The 17,128-nt window shown below is 63.3% G+C and carries 16 protein-coding genes; 7 read left to right on the top strand and 9 right to left on the bottom strand.

The annotated features are described in order from the left end of the window. Nucleotides 1-11: 11 nt before the first annotated feature. Nucleotides 12-1,247 carry an aminotransferase-like domain-containing protein gene (locus IEY43_RS03250; RefSeq protein WP_188947173.1) on the bottom strand — a complete coding sequence of 412 codons (1,236 nt, stop codon included), beginning with the start codon at nt 1,245-1,247 and terminating at the stop codon, nt 12-14. Further along, on the bottom strand, nt 1,183-2,469 hold the full coding sequence (locus tag IEY43_RS03245; protein ID WP_188947172.1) for a M24 family metallopeptidase: 1,287 nt from the start codon (nt 2,467-2,469) through the stop codon (nt 1,183-1,185). The genes IEY43_RS03250 and IEY43_RS03245 overlap by 65 nt, the downstream gene beginning before the upstream one ends. Nucleotides 2,470-2,612: 143 nt before the next feature. On the opposite strand from IEY43_RS03245, the gene IEY43_RS03240 reads away from it, so the two are divergent. From IEY43_RS03240 to ald, 5 genes are all read left to right on the top strand, one after another. Next, entirely contained in the window at nt 2,613-3,506 is an 894-nt protein-coding gene (locus IEY43_RS03240; RefSeq protein WP_188947171.1) for a LysR family transcriptional regulator, read from the top strand. A 22-nt stretch (nt 3,507-3,528) separates the two neighbouring features. Then, complete coding sequence (locus IEY43_RS03235) at nt 3,529-4,425, top strand: LysR family transcriptional regulator (RefSeq protein ID WP_188947170.1); 897 nt, start codon at nt 3,529-3,531, stop codon at nt 4,423-4,425. 108 nt (nt 4,426-4,533) lie between these two features. Further along, a complete protein-coding gene (locus IEY43_RS03230) occupies nt 4,534-5,835 on the top strand; it encodes an aminotransferase family protein (protein ID WP_188947169.1) in 1,302 nt (433 codons plus the stop codon). After that, nucleotides 5,832-7,319: an NAD-dependent succinate-semialdehyde dehydrogenase gene (locus IEY43_RS03225; RefSeq protein ID WP_188947168.1), complete on the top strand. Its 1,488-nt coding sequence runs from the start codon at nt 5,832-5,834 to the stop codon at nt 7,317-7,319. Before IEY43_RS03230 ends, IEY43_RS03225 begins: the two co-directional genes overlap by 4 nt. A gap of 3 nt (nt 7,320-7,322) precedes the next feature. Beyond that, the gene (gene ald, locus IEY43_RS03220) at nt 7,323-8,480 is read left to right on the top strand and encodes an alanine dehydrogenase (RefSeq protein ID WP_308425034.1); all 1,158 of its coding nucleotides are present in this window, start codon (nt 7,323-7,325) and stop codon (nt 8,478-8,480) included. Between the two features lie 54 nt (nt 8,481-8,534). Here the strand turns inward: ald and IEY43_RS18395 are convergent, their stop codons facing one another. After that, nucleotides 8,535-8,879: a hypothetical protein gene (locus IEY43_RS18395; RefSeq protein WP_188947167.1), complete on the bottom strand. Its 345-nt coding sequence runs from the start codon at nt 8,877-8,879 to the stop codon at nt 8,535-8,537. A gap of 252 nt (nt 8,880-9,131) precedes the next feature. Between IEY43_RS18395 and IEY43_RS03210 the strand changes: the two genes are divergently transcribed. Next, entirely contained in the window at nt 9,132-9,680 is a 549-nt protein-coding gene (locus IEY43_RS03210) for a DUF3253 domain-containing protein (RefSeq protein WP_188947166.1), read from the top strand. A gap of 61 nt (nt 9,681-9,741) precedes the next feature. Here the strand turns inward: IEY43_RS03210 and IEY43_RS03205 are convergent, their stop codons facing one another. From IEY43_RS03205 to IEY43_RS03195, 3 genes are all read right to left on the bottom strand, one after another. After that, nucleotides 9,742-9,930 (bottom strand): CsbD family protein, encoded by a 189-nt coding sequence (locus IEY43_RS03205; RefSeq protein WP_188947165.1) that lies wholly within the window; start codon nt 9,928-9,930, stop codon nt 9,742-9,744. Between the two features lie 192 nt (nt 9,931-10,122). Continuing rightward, entirely contained in the window at nt 10,123-11,268 is a 1,146-nt protein-coding gene (locus IEY43_RS03200) for a hypothetical protein (RefSeq protein ID WP_188947164.1), read from the bottom strand. An 85-nt stretch (nt 11,269-11,353) separates the two neighbouring features. Beyond that, nucleotides 11,354-12,097: a sulfite exporter TauE/SafE family protein gene (locus tag IEY43_RS03195; RefSeq protein ID WP_188947163.1), complete on the bottom strand. Its 744-nt coding sequence runs from the start codon at nt 12,095-12,097 to the stop codon at nt 11,354-11,356. A 242-nt stretch (nt 12,098-12,339) separates the two neighbouring features. Here IEY43_RS03195 and IEY43_RS03190 point away from each other — a divergent pair, with 242 nt between their 5' ends. Beyond that, entirely contained in the window at nt 12,340-13,521 is a 1,182-nt protein-coding gene (locus IEY43_RS03190) for an FAD-dependent oxidoreductase (RefSeq protein WP_188947162.1), read from the top strand. Here IEY43_RS03190 and IEY43_RS03185 read toward each other — a convergent pair. The 3 genes from IEY43_RS03185 to IEY43_RS03175 are packed head-to-tail and all read right to left on the bottom strand — an operon-like array spanning nt 13,518 to nt 17,061. Further along, nucleotides 13,518-15,038, bottom strand: a complete 1,521-nt coding sequence (locus IEY43_RS03185; protein ID WP_188947161.1) for an APC family permease — start codon at nt 15,036-15,038, stop codon at nt 13,518-13,520. The genes IEY43_RS03190 and IEY43_RS03185 overlap by 4 nt on opposite strands. A gap of 30 nt (nt 15,039-15,068) precedes the next feature. Next, nucleotides 15,069-16,091 (bottom strand): agmatine deiminase family protein, encoded by a 1,023-nt coding sequence (locus IEY43_RS03180; protein WP_188947160.1) that lies wholly within the window; start codon nt 16,089-16,091, stop codon nt 15,069-15,071. After that, nucleotides 16,084-17,061, bottom strand: a complete 978-nt coding sequence (locus tag IEY43_RS03175) for a nitrilase-related carbon-nitrogen hydrolase (RefSeq protein ID WP_188947159.1) — start codon at nt 17,059-17,061, stop codon at nt 16,084-16,086. Before IEY43_RS03175 ends, IEY43_RS03180 begins: the two co-directional genes overlap by 8 nt. Nucleotides 17,062-17,128 lie beyond the last annotated feature (67 nt).

Here is a 17,128-nt window from a genome sequence, read left to right as displayed (position 1 = left end):
TATCACTGAGCTCATACCGCGGCACCACGCTTGAGCATGGCTTCCAAGGCATCGTGCAGGCGTTGCACGCCTAGCTCGATCCGGGCCGGAGTAGAGGTCGCGAAGCACAAGCGGAGCGCATCGGTGAAAGCGCCCGAATCGGCGAAAGCTGGGCCCGGAATGTAGGCGACCCCGAATTCAAGGGCAAGTGGAAAGAGTTCTTCGGTATTGATCTTCGCGTATCGGCCGCGCAGCGTAAGCCAGAGGAAGAACCCGCCTTCCGGGTCCGTGGTTTCCACCTGGTCATCGAAGGTTCGTTGCAGCGCCTGCACCATAGCCTGTTTGCGTTCAGCGTAGACGCTGCGCAGCGTCTCGAGGTGGCTCTCCAGGCGCCCCTGGGCTAGGTAGTCGGCCACCAGTTGCTGCAGCGGGGCGTTGGTGCAGGTATCCATGGACTGCTTGGCGCTAATCGCCAAGGTGCGTAGCGCTGGATCCAGTTCAATCCAGCCCACGCGCAGACCCGGGGCAAGCACCTTCGAGAAGGTCCGCACCGATACGATGCGATGGTTCTCCGGACTCAGCTCATCAAAGCCAGGTACATTCTCGCCGGCGAAACGTAGTGCCCCATAGGGGTCGTCGTCAATGATGAAGGCGTCCCAGTGCTCGGCTAGCTCGATCAGCTTCAGCCGACGAGCCTCGCTCATGGTCCTTCCGGAGGGGTTCTGGAAGTTCGGGATCACATAGATGACCTTGGGGATCTTCCCGGCAGCTTCAACGAGTCCGGGCAATGCCTCGACCACCAGGCCATCGTCATCTACCGGTGCTTCGAGGATCTGTCCTTGGTAGCTCAGGGCAGTGGCGATGCCGTTGGTATAGGTCGGTGATTCGACGATGACCAAATCGCCGGGATCAACCATGAGCTTGAAGGCGATATCCAGTCCCTGCATTCCGCCGGTGGTGACCAGAACTCTTTCCGGGTCGATATGCCTGGAGAGCCTGGCTTGGTAGGCCACGATCTGATCGATCAGTTGCGGGTTGCCTTCGGTGGCTGCATAGTCGTAACGTCCCTCGGCCGGCTGCCCGTAGAGTTCCGCAAGCTCTGCTTCTGGAATCAGTTCGGCGTTCGGCGCACCCATAGCGAAACGTACGATGTCGTGGGTCTGACTGGCCAGTAGAGACGTCGAGGAATCAATCACAGAACCTTTAAGCTGGCTGGCTCGGGCGGCAAGCCGCGTGGAAATCGGTGTCTGAAAAGATTGCGTGGTCACTGGTAGTGCTCCTTTGATTGATGATGGTCAGTTCGCGAGGAAGGTCGGCCAGGAATTCAATTCCGTTGGCCGCCACTCGGATCGGTTCGGATACCTCGAAGCCAAACCCGTCGAGCCACATGCCCGCGATCAGGTGGAAGGTCATGTTCTCTTGCAGCAAGTTGTATTCGCCGCTGCGGAAGCTGATCGTTCGCTCGCCCCAGTCCGGTGGGAAGCCGACACCGATCGAGTAACCTAGCCGAGACTCCTTTTCAAAACCGCGCGCGTTGATCACCCGTGTGAAAGCACGAGTAACCTCGTCGGGCGTCACTCCCGGTCGAACTAGCTCGAAGGCTTCCTCGATACCCTCGATGGTCGCCGCGGCCACCCGTTGCAGCGTGGAGCTCGGCTTGCCCAGCACCGCAGTTCGGGCGATCGGCGCGTGGTAACGTCGATGAACCCCGGCGAGCTCAATGGAGATCGGGGCATCGACTGGCATCGGGTCCTCATTCCAGGTCAGATGCGGTGTGTCGGCTCCTGCCCCGGTTGGTAGCATCGGTACGATCGCAGGGTAGTCCCCGGCGTAGCCGGTTACACCCCGGGCCTGCGCCGCCATGATCTCGGCGGCTACGTGGTTCTGCGGTCGGCCCGGAGCCAGCGCTCCGAGCGCGGTACGCATGGACTTCGAAGCGACCTTTCCGGCAACGCGCATTAGTTCGATCTCGTAGGGAGACTTGATCAGCCGCACCCAATTGACCAGTTCGCTGGATTCGCGCAGATCCCATTCGCCCAACGTCGCCGACAGGGCTTGGTACATGCGGACGGAGAAAAAGTGTGAGTCGCCTTCGTAGCCAACCGCAAGTTTTCGCCCGTAACCGCAGTCCCGCAGATGTTTAGCCACCCAGTCACCTGGATGAACTTGGGGTTGATGGACCAGGCCCTCGGGATATCCGAAGATCCGTTGCGGGTCGATTCCGATCGCTGTCCGGTGTGCGCCTCGAGCATCCATGTGGCGCATATAAAGCAGTGGCTGTCCTTCGAGCGGCAGCACCAGCATCTGCGCTGTATAGAACGACCAAGCGTTATAACCAGTCAGGTAGTGCAGATTCGCAGGATCGGTGATTAGTAACAGCTCAAAGCCCTGCTCAGCCATGCGTTCCTTGACTCGTTGCTGGCGGATTGCGAACTCGGCGATTTCCAGGCTGTCGGGACCTGCTGACGGCTGCACCATTTCAGTTTTCATGCTCCTTGCGGATCAATCGATTTTTTCGTGTGATCTAAACCATATGACCGAGGTTCAAGCAGATAAAGTAGGTGAATCTTGTTCGTATCGTTAAGCAGAACTTACGGTTAATGCCGCAAGCCCTGCCCAGCAAGGAGAACTGCATGCTCGACTTCAAGAGACTGACGCTACTGCGGGAATTGCACTTGCGCGGAAGCATCGCCAGCACGGCGCGGATGCTAGGTGTCAGCCCTTCTGCGGTATCCCAGCAGCTGGCCAAATTGGAAGCGGAAGCCGGGCTGCCATTACTGGAACAGGTGGGGCGCAGCATCCGACTCACTCCTGCAGCGCAGCAACTGATTGCCCGCGTGGATGAAGCCGTGTCGCTGCTAGAAATGGCCAGCGCCGAATTGGAAAACCGGCGCAGCCGGATCCAGGGTGTCATCCGCTTCGCAGCCTTCAGTACTTTCGCGCGAACATATCTACCCAAGACACTGCGGAGCATGGCAGCGATCCACCCTGATGTGGCAGTTGAATTCACCCAACTCGAACCCAGCGAAGCACTGGATGCGGTAACCAGCCGCCGGGCGGACATCGCCATTGTCGACGAATTCACCCACGTGCCGCGCCGCGCCGATTCCGGACTAGTCCGCACGTTGATCACCACCGACCAATTAGGCATCTACGTACCGCATCCGGTTTCCTCGGTGACTGAATTGGCCAAACTGAATTGGGCCTTCGAACCGCGTGGCACCGATGCCTATGTGTTTTCGCGCAACTACTGCCGCGCTCTGGGCTTTGAGCCACTGGTTCTTTTTGATTCCCCCGATCCCCGGCTGCACTGCGAACTGGTTGCAGCAGGAGTGGCCGCGGCTTTCCTGCCGCAGATGGTCACTAACAACTTCGACCCACACCCGGGCATCACCCGTTTTGAGCCACCAGCAGGACTGAATCCACCACCGATGTTCCGCGAAATCCACGCCGTAGGCCGGCGCAGCAGCAACCTCCGCCCGGCCGCTAGGAGCTTTCTGCACGTCTTGCAGGACGTTGCCCGCTAAGTGCATGCCCCAAAGGAGAACCATGCTCGATCTAAATCGCATTCGCCTGCTGCGCGAAGTCAGCCTGCACGGCAGTATGAGTGCTGCAGCACGAAGCCTGTCCTATAGCCATTCAGCTATCTCCCAGCAGCTTTCCCTGCTGGAACGAGAAACCGGCGTCAAGCTGTTGGAGCGCGCCGGACGCAATGTGCAGCTGACAGCAGCCGGCCGCGAATTGGTACGCAATACCGAAACGGTGCTCGCCGCCATGGAAAAGGCTGAATCAGATCTGGCCGCCTCGCACGGACGGGCGCAAGGTGCGTTCACCGTCGCGGCGTTCGCAAGCATCAGCCGCGCGGTCCTCCCCGCTGCGCTAGTGCGCATCGCCCAAGCTCATCCCGACCTCGAAGTACGAATTCAGCGCTACGAACCCGAAGACGCCATCGTGCGCTTGGCCTCTCGACAGGTCGACGCGATCATCACCGATTCTTTTCCCGGCACTTCTTCGGGTAGTGCCAACGGCCTGCACACCACGATTCTCGGGCAGGACCCGATCCGTGGTTACCTGCCGGCTGGGCTGGAAATCTCAGATGCGCAGGCGGCGGCGAACATCCCTTGGGTCATGGAACCGGCCGAAACCGCCGCCGCGCAATGGGCACTGCGGATGTGCCGGGAACGTGGATTCGAGCCACGGGTTCTCCATGTCTCCTCGGACGTACTGTTCCACCTGCGCATGGTCGAGCGCGGACTGGCAGCGGCCTTCCTGCCGGACATGCTCATTGTCGAAACGGGCAGTCGGCTGCAGCCAAGCCACTGGTTGCCTGCCGACCAGCGTCGCACCCTACTGCTCATCGCCCGCAAGGGATCGGAGGACAACCTGGCGTTAACGGCAGTGCGGCTGGCCCTGGAAGACGAACTTCGGCATGTCGACAAACTGTAAGTAAAACTGACATATAACTGTATAGATCTATCGCTTTTCATAACTGGTTCTACTTCCTAGATTGGTACTCAGCACCACTGATCGAGTATCTGAAAGGAGCGGATCCACATGACCGTCAACGACCTGGCACTGTCGGACTCCCCCACCAACAACATCCTGGACGCGCCTTCCCTGTGGCCGGCTCAGGCCCACACCCCTACCGTGAACGGACGCCAGCTGGTCGTCGAGCGCGGCGAGGGATCTTGGCTCTACACCTCAGATGGCCGCAAGCTCTTCGACGGCACCGCCGGGCTATGGCACGCGAATATCGGGCATGGCAACGCGGAGCTGGCACAGGCCGCATACGAGCAAATGCTGCAGCTGGAGACTTACCACATCTTCGCTCGCTATTCGAACGACAAGGCCATAGCGCTGGGCGAGAAGCTGGCCGAGCTCAGCCCCATCGAACGCGCCAAGATCATCTTGAACTCCGGCGGTTCTGACGCCATCGACGTAGCCTGCAAACTCGCTCGCAGGCACTGGCAGCGCGAAGGCCGCGACACCAAGAAGATCATCCTCTCCCGCGAGTTCGCATACCACGGCTTGCACGCCTACGGCACTTCCATCGCTGGTCTTGAATTCAATCGCGAAGGCTACGGCAGCGACTCGCTGGTCCCGGAAACCGCACGCGTATCCTTCAACGACGCGACCGAGGTCGAGCAGGTCATCGAGCGTATCGGTGCCGAAAATATCGCTGCGTTCGTCACCGAAGCCGTACAGGGCACCGGCGGTGTGAATCCCCCGGCTCCTGGCTATTTGGAGGCCATCGAACAAATCTGTCGCGAGAACGACATCTTGTTCATCCTCGACGAGGTCATCACCGGCTTTGGCCGCATGGGCACGATGTTCGCGGCCGAATACTACGGCCTGCAACCGGACATGATCACCTTCGCCAAGGGCGTGACCAGTGGCTACGCGCCGCTGGGCGGCGTGATGGTCGCACCTCGAATTTGGAAGCCGTTCTACGTTGATTCCCCCGACACCCCGATCTTCCGGCATGGTGCCACCTATGCCGGACATGCTACAGCCAGCGCGGTGGCGCTGAAGCACCTGGAGCTCTTGGAGCGCGAACAGCTCGTGGCAAGGGTTGCGCGGCTCGCCCCAGTGCTGCGCCGCGAGCTCGATGCCTTGGCCACCGGCCGCGAGACGATCACCGAGGTGCGCAGCGCTGGTTTGCTCGGCGGCGTGACGCTGCACGAATCGCTGTCCGCTGAGCAGATCTGCGACGACCTGGTTGAGCTGGGCTTCATAGGCCGGCCCCTGCGCGGCAACACCATCCAGATCAGCCCGCCGTTCATCGTGTCCGAAGATGAACTGTCCGACTTCATCAACGCCATCGGCGAAGCCATCGATGCCAGGAGCGGCAAATGAACACGACAGCACAGCACGATACCAAGCTGCTGACCGCGAACCCGCAGTATGTCGCCGAGTCCGATGCCACCATCGCCGCCCTGCACGGTCCTGCCACAGGCATCGCAGTTTACGACCCGTCCACCGGCGAGAAGATCGCCTGCGTGCCCGATTCGACGCCGGAGGAAGCCATTGCCGCAGTGGGCCGCGCCCACGCTTTCGGGGCCAGCTGGGCCGAACAAAGCCCCCGGCACCGCGCCAGCATCTTGCATCATTGGTACGAACTGCTCATCGAGCACGGCGAGCAGCTCGCCAAACTGATCTCCCGGGAGATGGGCAAGCCGCTGGCCGAAGCCCGTGGCGAGGTGAAGTACGGAACTGACTTCGTGCGCTGGTATGCAGAGGAAGCGGTCCGACCAGGCGGTCATTTCCAGACAGCTCCCGACGGCGGAGCGGATATCCTCACCCGTCGTGCTCCGGTGGGTCTCGCGGTGCTGATCACGCCATGGAATTTCCCGCTGGCCATGGCCACCCGCAAGATCGCCCCCGCGCTGGCCGCAGGCTGCCCCGTCGTCATCAAGCCGGCGACCGCAACACCGCTGACCACATATTACGCTGTGCAGTTGGCCGTCGAAGCGGGCGTTCCCCAAGACTTGATTCAGGTGGTCTCAACCTCTGACTCGGCTGCATTCAGTCGAGCGGTACTCGCCGATCCACGTGTGCGAAAAATTTCATTCACCGGGTCCACGCCAGTTGGCCGCACTTTGCTGGAGCGCGCTTCGAAGAATGTGCTGCGAAGCTCCATGGAATTGGGTGGTAATGCTCCACTGTTAGTATTCGACGATGCCGATTTCGAGCGGGCAATCGAGGGCACCATTGCTGCCAAGTTACGCAATGGCGGCCAATCCTGCATCGGAGCCAACCGGATTTATGTGCAGTCTGGCATCGCCGACGAGTTCGCTTCCGAACTGGCCCGCCGCTTTGCCGAGATCGAGGTCGGCGCGGGGCTTAGCGACAGCGCAAAGCTCGGCCCGTTGATCGATCAGCGGGCAGCCGGACAGATGCAGGAGCTGGTCCAGGATGCCCTCGGCAGCGGCGCACAGTTACTCGCCGGCGGGCACGGTTATTCAGAGGCCGGGCACTTCTTCGCTCCGACAGTTCTGGACCATGTCGATCCCTTGGCACGAGTCTCCAGTGAGGAGATCTTCGGGCCGATTGCCGCTATCCGCCGTTTCGACAACGAACATCAGGTGCTGGACTGGGCCAATGACACCGAATTCGGCCTGGCCGGATACGTATTCACCCAAGACATGGACCGCGCCTTGAACGTTGCCGACCGATTACAGACCGGCATCGTGGGCATCAATCAGGGCGTGCCTTCCAACGCCGCCGCGCCTTTCGGAGGAGTCAAACAGTCCGGGCTGGGCCGTGAAGGGGCAAGTGAAGGCCTTGAAGAATACCAATCCATCCGCTTCTACAACATTTCACGCCGTTCCACCTGCTAATCCATGGACATTCACGTCCTCAACACTTCCAGAGAAGAGAATCCGCCGATGCACATCTCCGTTGTCAAGGAAATCAAGCCCGCAGAACAGCGCGTTGCCGTCACACCAGCCGGGGTTGCCGCACTAACAGCCGAAGGCCACAAGGTCCACGTCGAATTCGCAGCCGGAGCCAATGCAGGCTTTAGCGACGAACAGTACGCCACAGCCGGAGCGATCCTCGTAAACCAGGCCGAAGCATGGTCCAGCGCCGAGCTGCTGGTCAAGGTCAAGGAGCCCGTCGCTAGCGAATACCAGTTCCTCCGCGAAGACTTGGCACTGTTCACCTACCTGCATCTGGCGGCAGACCGTCCGCTGACTGAAGCCCTGCTGCGGTCTCGGACCCTGTCCATCGCCTACGAAACCGTCCAGGACCACACTGGATTACCGCTCCTGACCCCGATGAGTGAAATTGCCGGGCGGCTAGCTGCCCACGCAGCAGCCACGTACCTCACCGGCCCGGAAGGCGGTCCAGGGAAGCTTCTGGGCGGTTCACCGGGAGTCGCACCGAGCCGTGTACTGGTCATCGGTGGCGGAGTGGTAGGAACTCAGGCAGCACAGCTAGCTCTCGGCATGCAGGCTGAGGTCACCATCCTCGAAATGTCGCCGACGCGGATCCGCCAGCTCAACGATCTGTTGGGCAACCGCGCCCGCGTACTGATGAACGATCCACTGACCTTGGAAAACGAATTGACTCAGTCAGATGTGGTTATCGGCGCCGTGCTCATTCCTGGACGCGCCGCCCCAAAGGTCGTCACTCACGAACAACTCGGTCTGCTCAAGCCCGGATCGCTACTAGTCGATGTGGCCATCGACCAAGGTGGAGCTTTCGAAACATCGCATGCCACGACCTACCAGGATCCGATCTTCGAAGTCGATGGTGTCCGCCACTACTGTGTGGCCAATATGCCAGGCGGCGTACCCCAGACCTCTACCAAAGCCCTGACCAACGCCACCCTGCCGTATATATTGCAGTTGGCGAACAATGGCATTGAGCTGGCGCTGAAATCCAACTCTGCGTTGGCCCAAGGCATCAATACGAAGGACGGGTACATCGTCTACCCAGGCGTCGCAACCGCGTTCACCGATTTGCCGAGCACCGAGCAACCCTCAGTTCTAGTCTGAGCCAGATTCACGCATGTCGCTAGCACGAGCGACGGGTGTACATTCATAAAAGCTTCAGGCTAAGGCGAGTGGTGAGATTGAAGCTGGCACCGTCGTGCTTATAACGGTGCCAGCTTCAATCTCCACGCAGTTTCGATTCGCCGGGCAAGAGAACGTAAGTGAAAGGGTCTTCGTTTCTCCACCACAGAACATCGGTTTCGCCGGTTCGGGAAGTTCGGTGTTGAATTCCGAAACACAGCTGTAGCGGGTATCGATGTCCGCCGAATTGAAGGAGGTGGCGACCAGCCGCTGCCCCAGCCGACTCAGCTCGGGCTGGGTGGCGAAGACCTCTCTGACTTCCTCCTGCTTCAACACTGTCGAAGGTACCGCGGTCTGGATCGTTCTGATCATCACTGGCATGCCCCGAGCCTAGGACCTTCGCATGACCGGTGTAAACCATCGCCCGCAACTGCCAGGAAACTGGGATCGGCCCCTGTAGCTTCGGGACCTTGCGGCCGCTTTCCACCCTTCGCTGCACCTTGCCGCGCCGGCTGGCAGCTGCCTGGCACCCGTCCCATCGACCGCAGAAGATGCCCTACCCTAGAATCCCGTCGTGTACATGCGATGGGCATAGCAGGAACGGAAGATGGCGGAGGGGGCCGAATCGCAACGATGGACAAGGACCAAGCAGCGGAGCTGACGGAAGACGGTCGATATCTGGTCATTTCCGGGAGGAAGTGGCGTGCGAGTGATCCAGGGATCCCGCCGAAGCTGCGACAGGAACTCGTTGATGAATTGATGAGCGCCCGCCGCGAGATAGGGCGGGGCAACGAGGAAGCCCGGAGCAGGGTCCATGATGCCAAACTGGCTCTGGGCGAGCGTGGACAGCCCTGGTGGGAGGAACCCCGCGAGGACAAGCTGGATGAGCGCATCCGCGCCACGATCTTCACCCTGTTACGCAAAAGGCAGGGTTCCTCGATCTGCCCCAGCGACGTTGCACGCGTCGTCGGCGGAGAGGGCGAACGCTGGCGGACCCTGATGGAAAGCGTCCGGCAGATCGCCGCTTCATTGGCCGCAGACGGCACACTTCGGGTGACCCAGCACGGACAAGACGTCGATCTGCACACCGTCCGTGGGCCAGTTCGCTTGCATCTGACCGGGATGAACCTCTCGGAAAAAGAGCGAGCCGAATCGGACGAGTGCCAGCGGGAAACCGAATAAACCTCCCTTGAACAGGCCAGTGGCCCCGTCGGTGCGACGGGGCCACTGGCGTGATCGATATCTATTTGTCGTCGGTTGCGTCCTTGAACGCGTCCTTGGCCTTTTCGCCAGCCTGCTTGGCATTTGCAGCAGCCTGCTCCTTGACGCCTTCGGCCTGCAACGACCCGTCGTTCGTCGCCTTGCCCGTGGCTTCCTTAGCCTTGCCGACAACTTCTTCTGACTTGTTCTGAATCTTGTCTCCGAGACCCATCTTGCCCTCCTCAGTTATTCGGTTGAAACGACACCCCTCACGCTACAGAAATCCTTGGCCAATGGTTTCACTGCTGGATAACTCCAAGGAAACGTCAAGATTCCATTTCAAAGGACGGCGGGAATACCGACCTGGGGCGAGCACTCTGGGGAGCGCACACACGCAGGTGCCGGCCGTTCGACTGCTCGGTTCTCAGCGGGAAGGTTTTTCAGCGCTTGGTGCCGGATCGCGGAGGATGCTGCGTGCCCCCGGGCCATGCGTACTGCGCGGTTCCTGCCGGTCGCGGATCATCGCGGCGGTGGTGCGGATGAAGACCGAGATCCAGGTGAACAGGATCGCCACGGCCGACAGTTCGAACCCAGTGAGGTTGTAGTAGGACCAGGCATCCCAGAGAAGGTATGCGACCCAGATCGCGCCGACTGCAGACAGGGACATCATGTGGAAGACCGCCGGGTAGCCGGGCAGCAGAACCAGCGTTCCCATGAGCAGGATGATCATGGCGACGGAGGCCAGCTGGACGAAGGCCGAATGCACGTCAAGGGACAGGTTCATCGGAACGCTTCCCACGCCGATGATGCCCGCTGACACGGCGATCAGGCACCACCGCACGACGCGCGGACGGGGCCTCAGCCGGCGGATCACCGGATAGCGTTCCAGGTTGGGCCGGCAGCGGTAGGTCTGGGACAGCACCACTAGGTCGCGGGTGAGGAACTCGGTGAACGAGATCAGCACCAGGCCCGAAATGATCATTGTCGTATTGAAAGTCCAGAAGGAGCCCATGCCGGATTGCGCGGTTCCCAGCCGGGAGAACATTCCCTGCCACCAGCCCTGGTCCTCGGCCAGCAGCATGCTGATCAGCACTCCGGCGGCCATGTAGATGCCCAGGACCACGGACAAGTTCTCTGCGCTGGTGCGCGCCGTGGCCACCAGCGCCAGATAGGCGCTCAGCCCGGTGATGCCGCTGACGGCCAGCGAACCGGCCAGCACATCCAAGTGCAGACCGATGAACGCCTGCTGGAACAGGTGCGTGGCCACCAGGATCATCATCACGGTGCTGGCCACGTGGACCAGCACCAAGCCGATGGCGGCCACGTACTGGCGCCAGGCAGGAATGCGGCGCAGCCACGGTTCCCGCTGGCGCAGCAGGCTCCGGAACGCGTAGGCGCTGGACAGTCCCGCCGACACGCCGCCGGTCACCGAGGCCACGGAACCCACGGAGAGTCCGCCGAACAACGCGGGGCGTTCTCCGGCAAAAATGATCAGGGCGGTGGCCAGCCCGAACAGCGCGCAGAACAGCCCCGACCACAGCGCGTTCCGCTCGATTTCGAGTTCGGTCACGCGCCTGGGGTTCGACGGCTCAGGGAAGTGGAGAGGCACGGGATCCATTGTTCCATGAACAATTAATGCCGTGACAGGCGGGCTGCTAGGCCAGCGCCGTGATCCCGTTGACCAGCAGGCCGACCGCGCCGGCGAGCGCGACGAGCACCACGAAGGCGCGGCTGACTTTCGCCGGGATCTTCGGCGCGAGGACATTGCCCAGCACGATGCCCAGCACCATGGCTGCCAGGCAGGTGATCCACTGGATCCAGTCCAGCTGTGGCATGCCGCCCTTGGCGAGCAGCGAGGACACTGCGAGCACCAGGAAGTACAGCTGCACGGAAATCGCGAACTTTGCCTGCGGCCAGCGGCTGGCCACCGCATACCCGGCGATGGCGGGGCCGGAGACGCCGGCGGTGACCGACATGAAGCCGGAAATGGCGCCGGCGCCGATGGCCAGCCCCTTGCTCTGTCCCGCCGGCAGATTGCGGACCAGGAAACTGGCGCCCAGGGCGAGGATCACCATGATCGAAATGCCGATGGACAGCCAGGGGCCGCCGAGCAGTTTGGCCACCCAGGCCCCGGGAAAGGTCATGATCACCGCGGGAACCAGCAGCAACGCGATCTTCTTGTACTCGACCTGCCGGAAGACCTGCGCGAAGATCAGCAGGCTGCTGCATGCCCCGAGGAAGTTCACCAGCATGATGCCTTCGAACGGTCCGAGCACCATCACCAGGAAGGGGGAGGCCACCAGCGCGAAGCCCATGCCGGAGATGCGCTGGGTGGACGCCCCGACGAACACCGCCGCGGCCAGGCCGATCAACGCACCGAGTTGCACCGTTTGCTCCACGCGGACTCCGATTCCTGTTTGCTTGCCATGGGGCGCCGAGGCACAAGACGACCGGGCCTGCGCAGGCAGTCCAGCCGCCGTGCCAGTCATGCCCGGCCTCTGCAGTCGACCATACACGGCAACGCGGCACGCCTTGAAACCCTTCTCCGGGCGGCCGCACCGATCCGGCGGCGGCGCCATTCGGCCCGCAATATTACGGCGCCGGAGCCAGCCAGCCGGGGCGCCGAGCCTAGGCTGAAACCATGAGCACCGACGTTGACTTCCTGATCATCGGGGGCGGAGCCATGGGCTCGGCCGCCGCCTTCTCCCTCGCCAGCCGGGGACACCAGGTACTGCTGCTGGAGCGCTTCGCCCCCGGACACCACGAGGGGGCCTCCCACGGCGCCACCCGCAATTTCAACCCCGCCTATGCGGATCCTGCGTACGTGGGGCTGCTGCGGCGCGCCGACCAGCTGTGGGAGGACATCTCCCTAGCCGGCGGCGTGCAGCTGCTGAACCGGACCGGCCTGGTCAACCACGGCGATGAAGCCGGCCAGCAGGCCATCCATGCAGCGCTCACGGCCGCCGGCATCGACAGCGAGCTGCTGGACGCCGACGAAGCCGGCGCGCGCTTCGCCGGCATGAGATTCGAGACGCAGGCATTGCATATCCCCAGCGGCGGGCAGCTGAACGCCGACCTCGCCGTGGCAACCCTGCAGCGGCTGGCCGCGGCCGCCGGAGCCGAGATTCGCCACGGGCACCGGGTGCTCCAGCTGGAGGTTGTCTCCGAGGACATGGCAAAAATCGTGGTGGACGATGGCGAACGCGCGGCCACGGTGTCCGCACGCCGGGTCATCCTCGCCGCCGGCGCGTGGACCCGCACGCTGCTCGGCGAGCGCTGGACCCTGCCCCGCATCCACGTCACCGAGGAGCACCCGGTGCACTTCGCCCAGCGCGGGACCTCCGCGCAGTGGCCGGGCTTCAACCACACCCTGCCGCCGGGAGAGCATGGCGGCCTGAGGATCTTCGCGCCGGTCTACGGCATGCGCACCCCCGGCGAAGGCATCAAGGTCGGCTGGCACGGCTCGGGCCGTGTGGTCGACCCTGAGCACCGCCCGCACCAGCTGGTCGCCGACCAGCTCTGCGCGCTGCAGGCCTATGCCCGCCGCTGGCTTCCGGGCACCGATCCGGACAGCTTCGAGCCGGTGTCCTGCACCTACGCCAATACGGAGGACGAGCATTTCATCCTCGACCGGCTGGGACCGGTGACCATCGGCGCCGGCTTCAGCGGCCACGGCTTCAAATTCGTTCCCGCCATCGGCGAGCATCTGGCCCAGCTGGCCTCCGGGGAGGCCGGGGTGATCCCACGGTTCGCGGCCGACCGCGCCATCAGCAATCCGGTATTCCTCGAACGCCGGATGCGGGCCGGCCTTTCCCGCGGCTAGGAGTTTTCCTGCTTGATGTACCGGGTTTCCGGCCGGGATTCGTAGAACCCCGCACGGCGCTTGCGGGCGCCGGCCAGGAACACGGCGCCGAGCACCAGGATGCCTACGCCGACCACGAAAACCAGGCCCAGGCCCGCCACGTGTGTTCCCGAACCGTACTCGGGGTCCAGGGAGTCGACGGTGGTCTGCAGGAAGACCGCAACCAGCGCCAGTCCACCCAGCAGCGGGGCCACCGCGCGGATGAAGAAGTTGCGCGCCGAGGCGAGCAGCGTGTAGCGGAAGAACCAGACGCAGGCGAACGCGGTGATCCCGTAGTAGAAGCAGATCATCATGCCCAGCGCCAGGATGGTGTCGTTCAGGACGTTGGTGGAGACAAACCGCATCATCGCGTAGAAGGCGGTGGAGACCACCGCCGCCACGATGGTGGCAAAGGCCGGGGTGCCGAACTTCGGGTGGATCCGGGTGAAGACCGGAGGCAACGCCCCGTGGTGTCCCATGGCCAGCATGGAGCGTGCCGGGGAAATCATGGTTGACTGCAGCGAGGCCGCGCAGGAAGCTAGGGTGGCCAGCGAGAGCAGGATCGCGGCAGGACCCATCACCGGTCCGGCCAGTGCGGCGAACACGTTGCCGATGTTCTCCGGATTCGCCAGGCCCAGGCCGGAATCCCCCACCCCGGCGAACACCGTGGCGGACACGGAGGTCAGCAGGTACACGGCCAGCACGATCACCGCGGTGAACCCGGCGGCCAGACCCGAGGTGCGCTCGCCGTTCTTGGTTTCCTCGTTCATCGACAGGCAGACGTCCCAGCCCCAGAAGGCGAAAATCGACAGGCTCAGGCCCACCGCCATGGCGGAGAAGGAATCAATGCCCAGCGGGTTGAACCACTCGGGCGAGAACTGCACCGCCGGGGCCGCCTTGTCCAGGGCCGCGATGGTGAACCACAGCAGCACCAGCACCTGGAATCCGACCAGCAGGTACTGCACCAGCGAGGCGGCGTGCAGTCCGCGCACCGAGATCCAGGTGGCGCCCAGCATGAATACCAGGCAGGTGGCCACGTTGATCCACGGGTTGGAGGCCAGATCGGCCAACTGCTCCTGCCCGGTGGCCTGGGCCAGGAAGAGGTAGAAGAAGTCCACCGCGACGCCGGCCAGGTTGGAGAGGACGATGATATTCGCCGCGAGCATGCCCCAGCCGCCCATCCATCCGGCGCGCGGGCCGAAGGCCTTCCACACCCAGGTGAAGGTGGTGCCGTTGTCCGGCATAGCCCGGTTCAATTCGCGGTAGCCCAGGGCCACCAGGAACATCGGGATGAACCCGATGATGAAGATCGCCGGCAGGTGCGTGCCCACCGCCTCGGCGGTGGGGCCGAGCGTGCTGGCCACGACGTAGCTGGGCGCAATGGTGGATACGCCGATCACGATGGCCGTGAACAAGCCGATCTGGCCTGCGGCCAGGCCCTTGCCGGTTTCGGTGACCGGGCTGGTGCTCAGCCGGCTGGGTTTGGCATTGTCTTTCATCGCACTGGGTCCTTCTTCGGAGGGGAGGTTCTATCGCTTCGGAACCTGCTGGGTGATGCAGTGGATTCCTCCGCCGCGGGCGTAGAGTTCGGTGGCATCCACCGGGACGACGTCACGCCCCGGGTAGGCCCGGGCGAGGATCCGGGCTGCCTGCGCATCGTTCGGGTCGTTGAAGGAGCAGGCGATGACTCCCCCGTTGGTGACCAGGTGGTTGATGTAGGAGTAGTCCACCCAGCCTTCCTCGTCCTCCAGCGTCGTAGGCGCCGGGACGGGGACCAGTCGCAGGCGGCGCCCCTTGGCATCGACCGCCTGCTCCAGGATGCCGCGCACCTCCGCGGAAACTGCATGATCCGGATGGGTCGGGTCCTGCTGGTCGTGGTAGAGCACCACGCCGGGCGCCGCGAAGCAGGCAACGATGTCCACGTGGCCGCGGGTGCCGAATTCCTTATTGTCGCGGGTCAGCCCGCGCTCCAGCCAAATGACCTTGGAGACTCCCAATTGCCGGGCGAATTCGGCTTCGATCTGCGATTCGGTGGCCCCGGGGTTGCGCCCCGGGTCCAGCTGGACGCTGCGGGTGGCCAGCATGGTGCCCTCGCCGTCCACGTGGATTCCGCCGCCCTCGTTGGTGATCGAGGACCGGACCCGGGTGGCGTTTTCCAGCTGCGCCACCTGGGCGGCGATCTTCGAGTCCTTGCCCCAGGAGGCCCAGGACTGGGCGCCCCAGCCGTTGAAGTTCCAGTCGATGGCGCATAGCCCGCCGGAGGCATCGCGCACGAAGGTCGGGCCGATGTCCCGCATCCAGGCGTCGTCCAGCTCGCGCAGCTCGTAGCTGACGTCCTGGCCCAGGTGGCGGCGGGCGTCGGATTCGGCCTGCGGGTCGACGAGCATGGTCACCGGGGTGAAGCGGGCGACCGCCTTGGCGACCGCGGCCCAGGTGCCGCGTGCGGCCTCGGCTTCCTCGGCGGTGTCGCCCAGGGTGTAGCCGCCGGAGGGGAAGGCCATGTAGATGCGTTCCTGCGGGTCGGTTTCGGCGGGCATCAGGAACTCAGACATGGGAGCGCCCCATTTCTCCCAGGCCGGACTCGGCGCGGGCTTCGGTCAGCGCGCCGTAGGTTTCCGGGCGGCGGGTGCGCAGGAACGGGAAGAGCGTCAGCCAGTCGCGGCGGGCGTCCAGGTCCAGGGTTGCCACCAGGACGGCGGATTCGTCGCGCGGCGCCCGGGCCAGGACGCGGCCGTACGGGTCAGAGATGAAGGAGGATCCGTAGAAGGTCAGCGCGCCTTCGTCGCCCCAGCGGTTGGGGACGACCATGAACAGCCCGTTAGCGATGCCGTTGCCGATGATGGTCTGGCGCCACAGCGGCTCGGTGTCGAAGTCCGGGTGGTCCGGTTCGGAGCCGATGGCCGTCGGGTAGGCCACCAGGTCCGCACCGGCCAGCGAGTAGATGCGCGGTGGTTCGCTGAACCACTCGTCCCAGCAGGTGGGCAGGCCCATGGCCAGCCCGTTCAGCGCCTCGATGCGATGCACCGGGTAGGGATCGTCATTCGGTCCCTCACGGAAATACTTGTCCTCGTAGTATCCGGCGGTGCGCGGAATGTGCAGCTTGTTGGTCAGCGCGACGATCTCGCCTTCCGGGGACACGACCACGGCGGTGTTCAGCCCCAGCCCGTCCGCGGCCGGAGCCTTGCGGAACAGCGAGATGTGCACGTGGATCAAATAGCGAGCGGCCATGTCGCGGGCGAAGGCCACGGTGGGGCCGTTGTCCAGGTCCTCGGCGGACTCATCCGCGGCGTCCGGGGTCGGCACCGCGAAGGCCGGGTACTTGCTCAGCGTCAGCTCCGGCAGGTACACGATCTTGGCCCCCTGGGCGGCGGCACGGCGGATGCCGTCTTCCAGTTCGCCGCGCAGCGCCTGCGGGTTTTCATGCCAGCGGTGCTGAACCAGCGCGACCGTCAGTTCCCCGCGCTCGGCGGCATCCACGCGGGCCGGAGATGCCGGCGGTGTGAGGGCGAGTATTTCTTTCATGGCTATGCTCCATCGCTAAAACGAATGTGATTCGTTTATAGGATAGGCAGTGCCTTGTGTCACACGC

The sequence above is a fragment of the Glutamicibacter protophormiae genome, from assembly GCF_014647495.1.
In the GTDB taxonomy this organism is placed as follows: domain Bacteria; phylum Actinomycetota; class Actinomycetes; order Actinomycetales; family Micrococcaceae; genus Glutamicibacter; species Glutamicibacter protophormiae.
The sequence above is the reverse complement of the archived record's forward strand: the minus strand, read 5'-3'. Positions and strand labels throughout refer to the sequence as shown.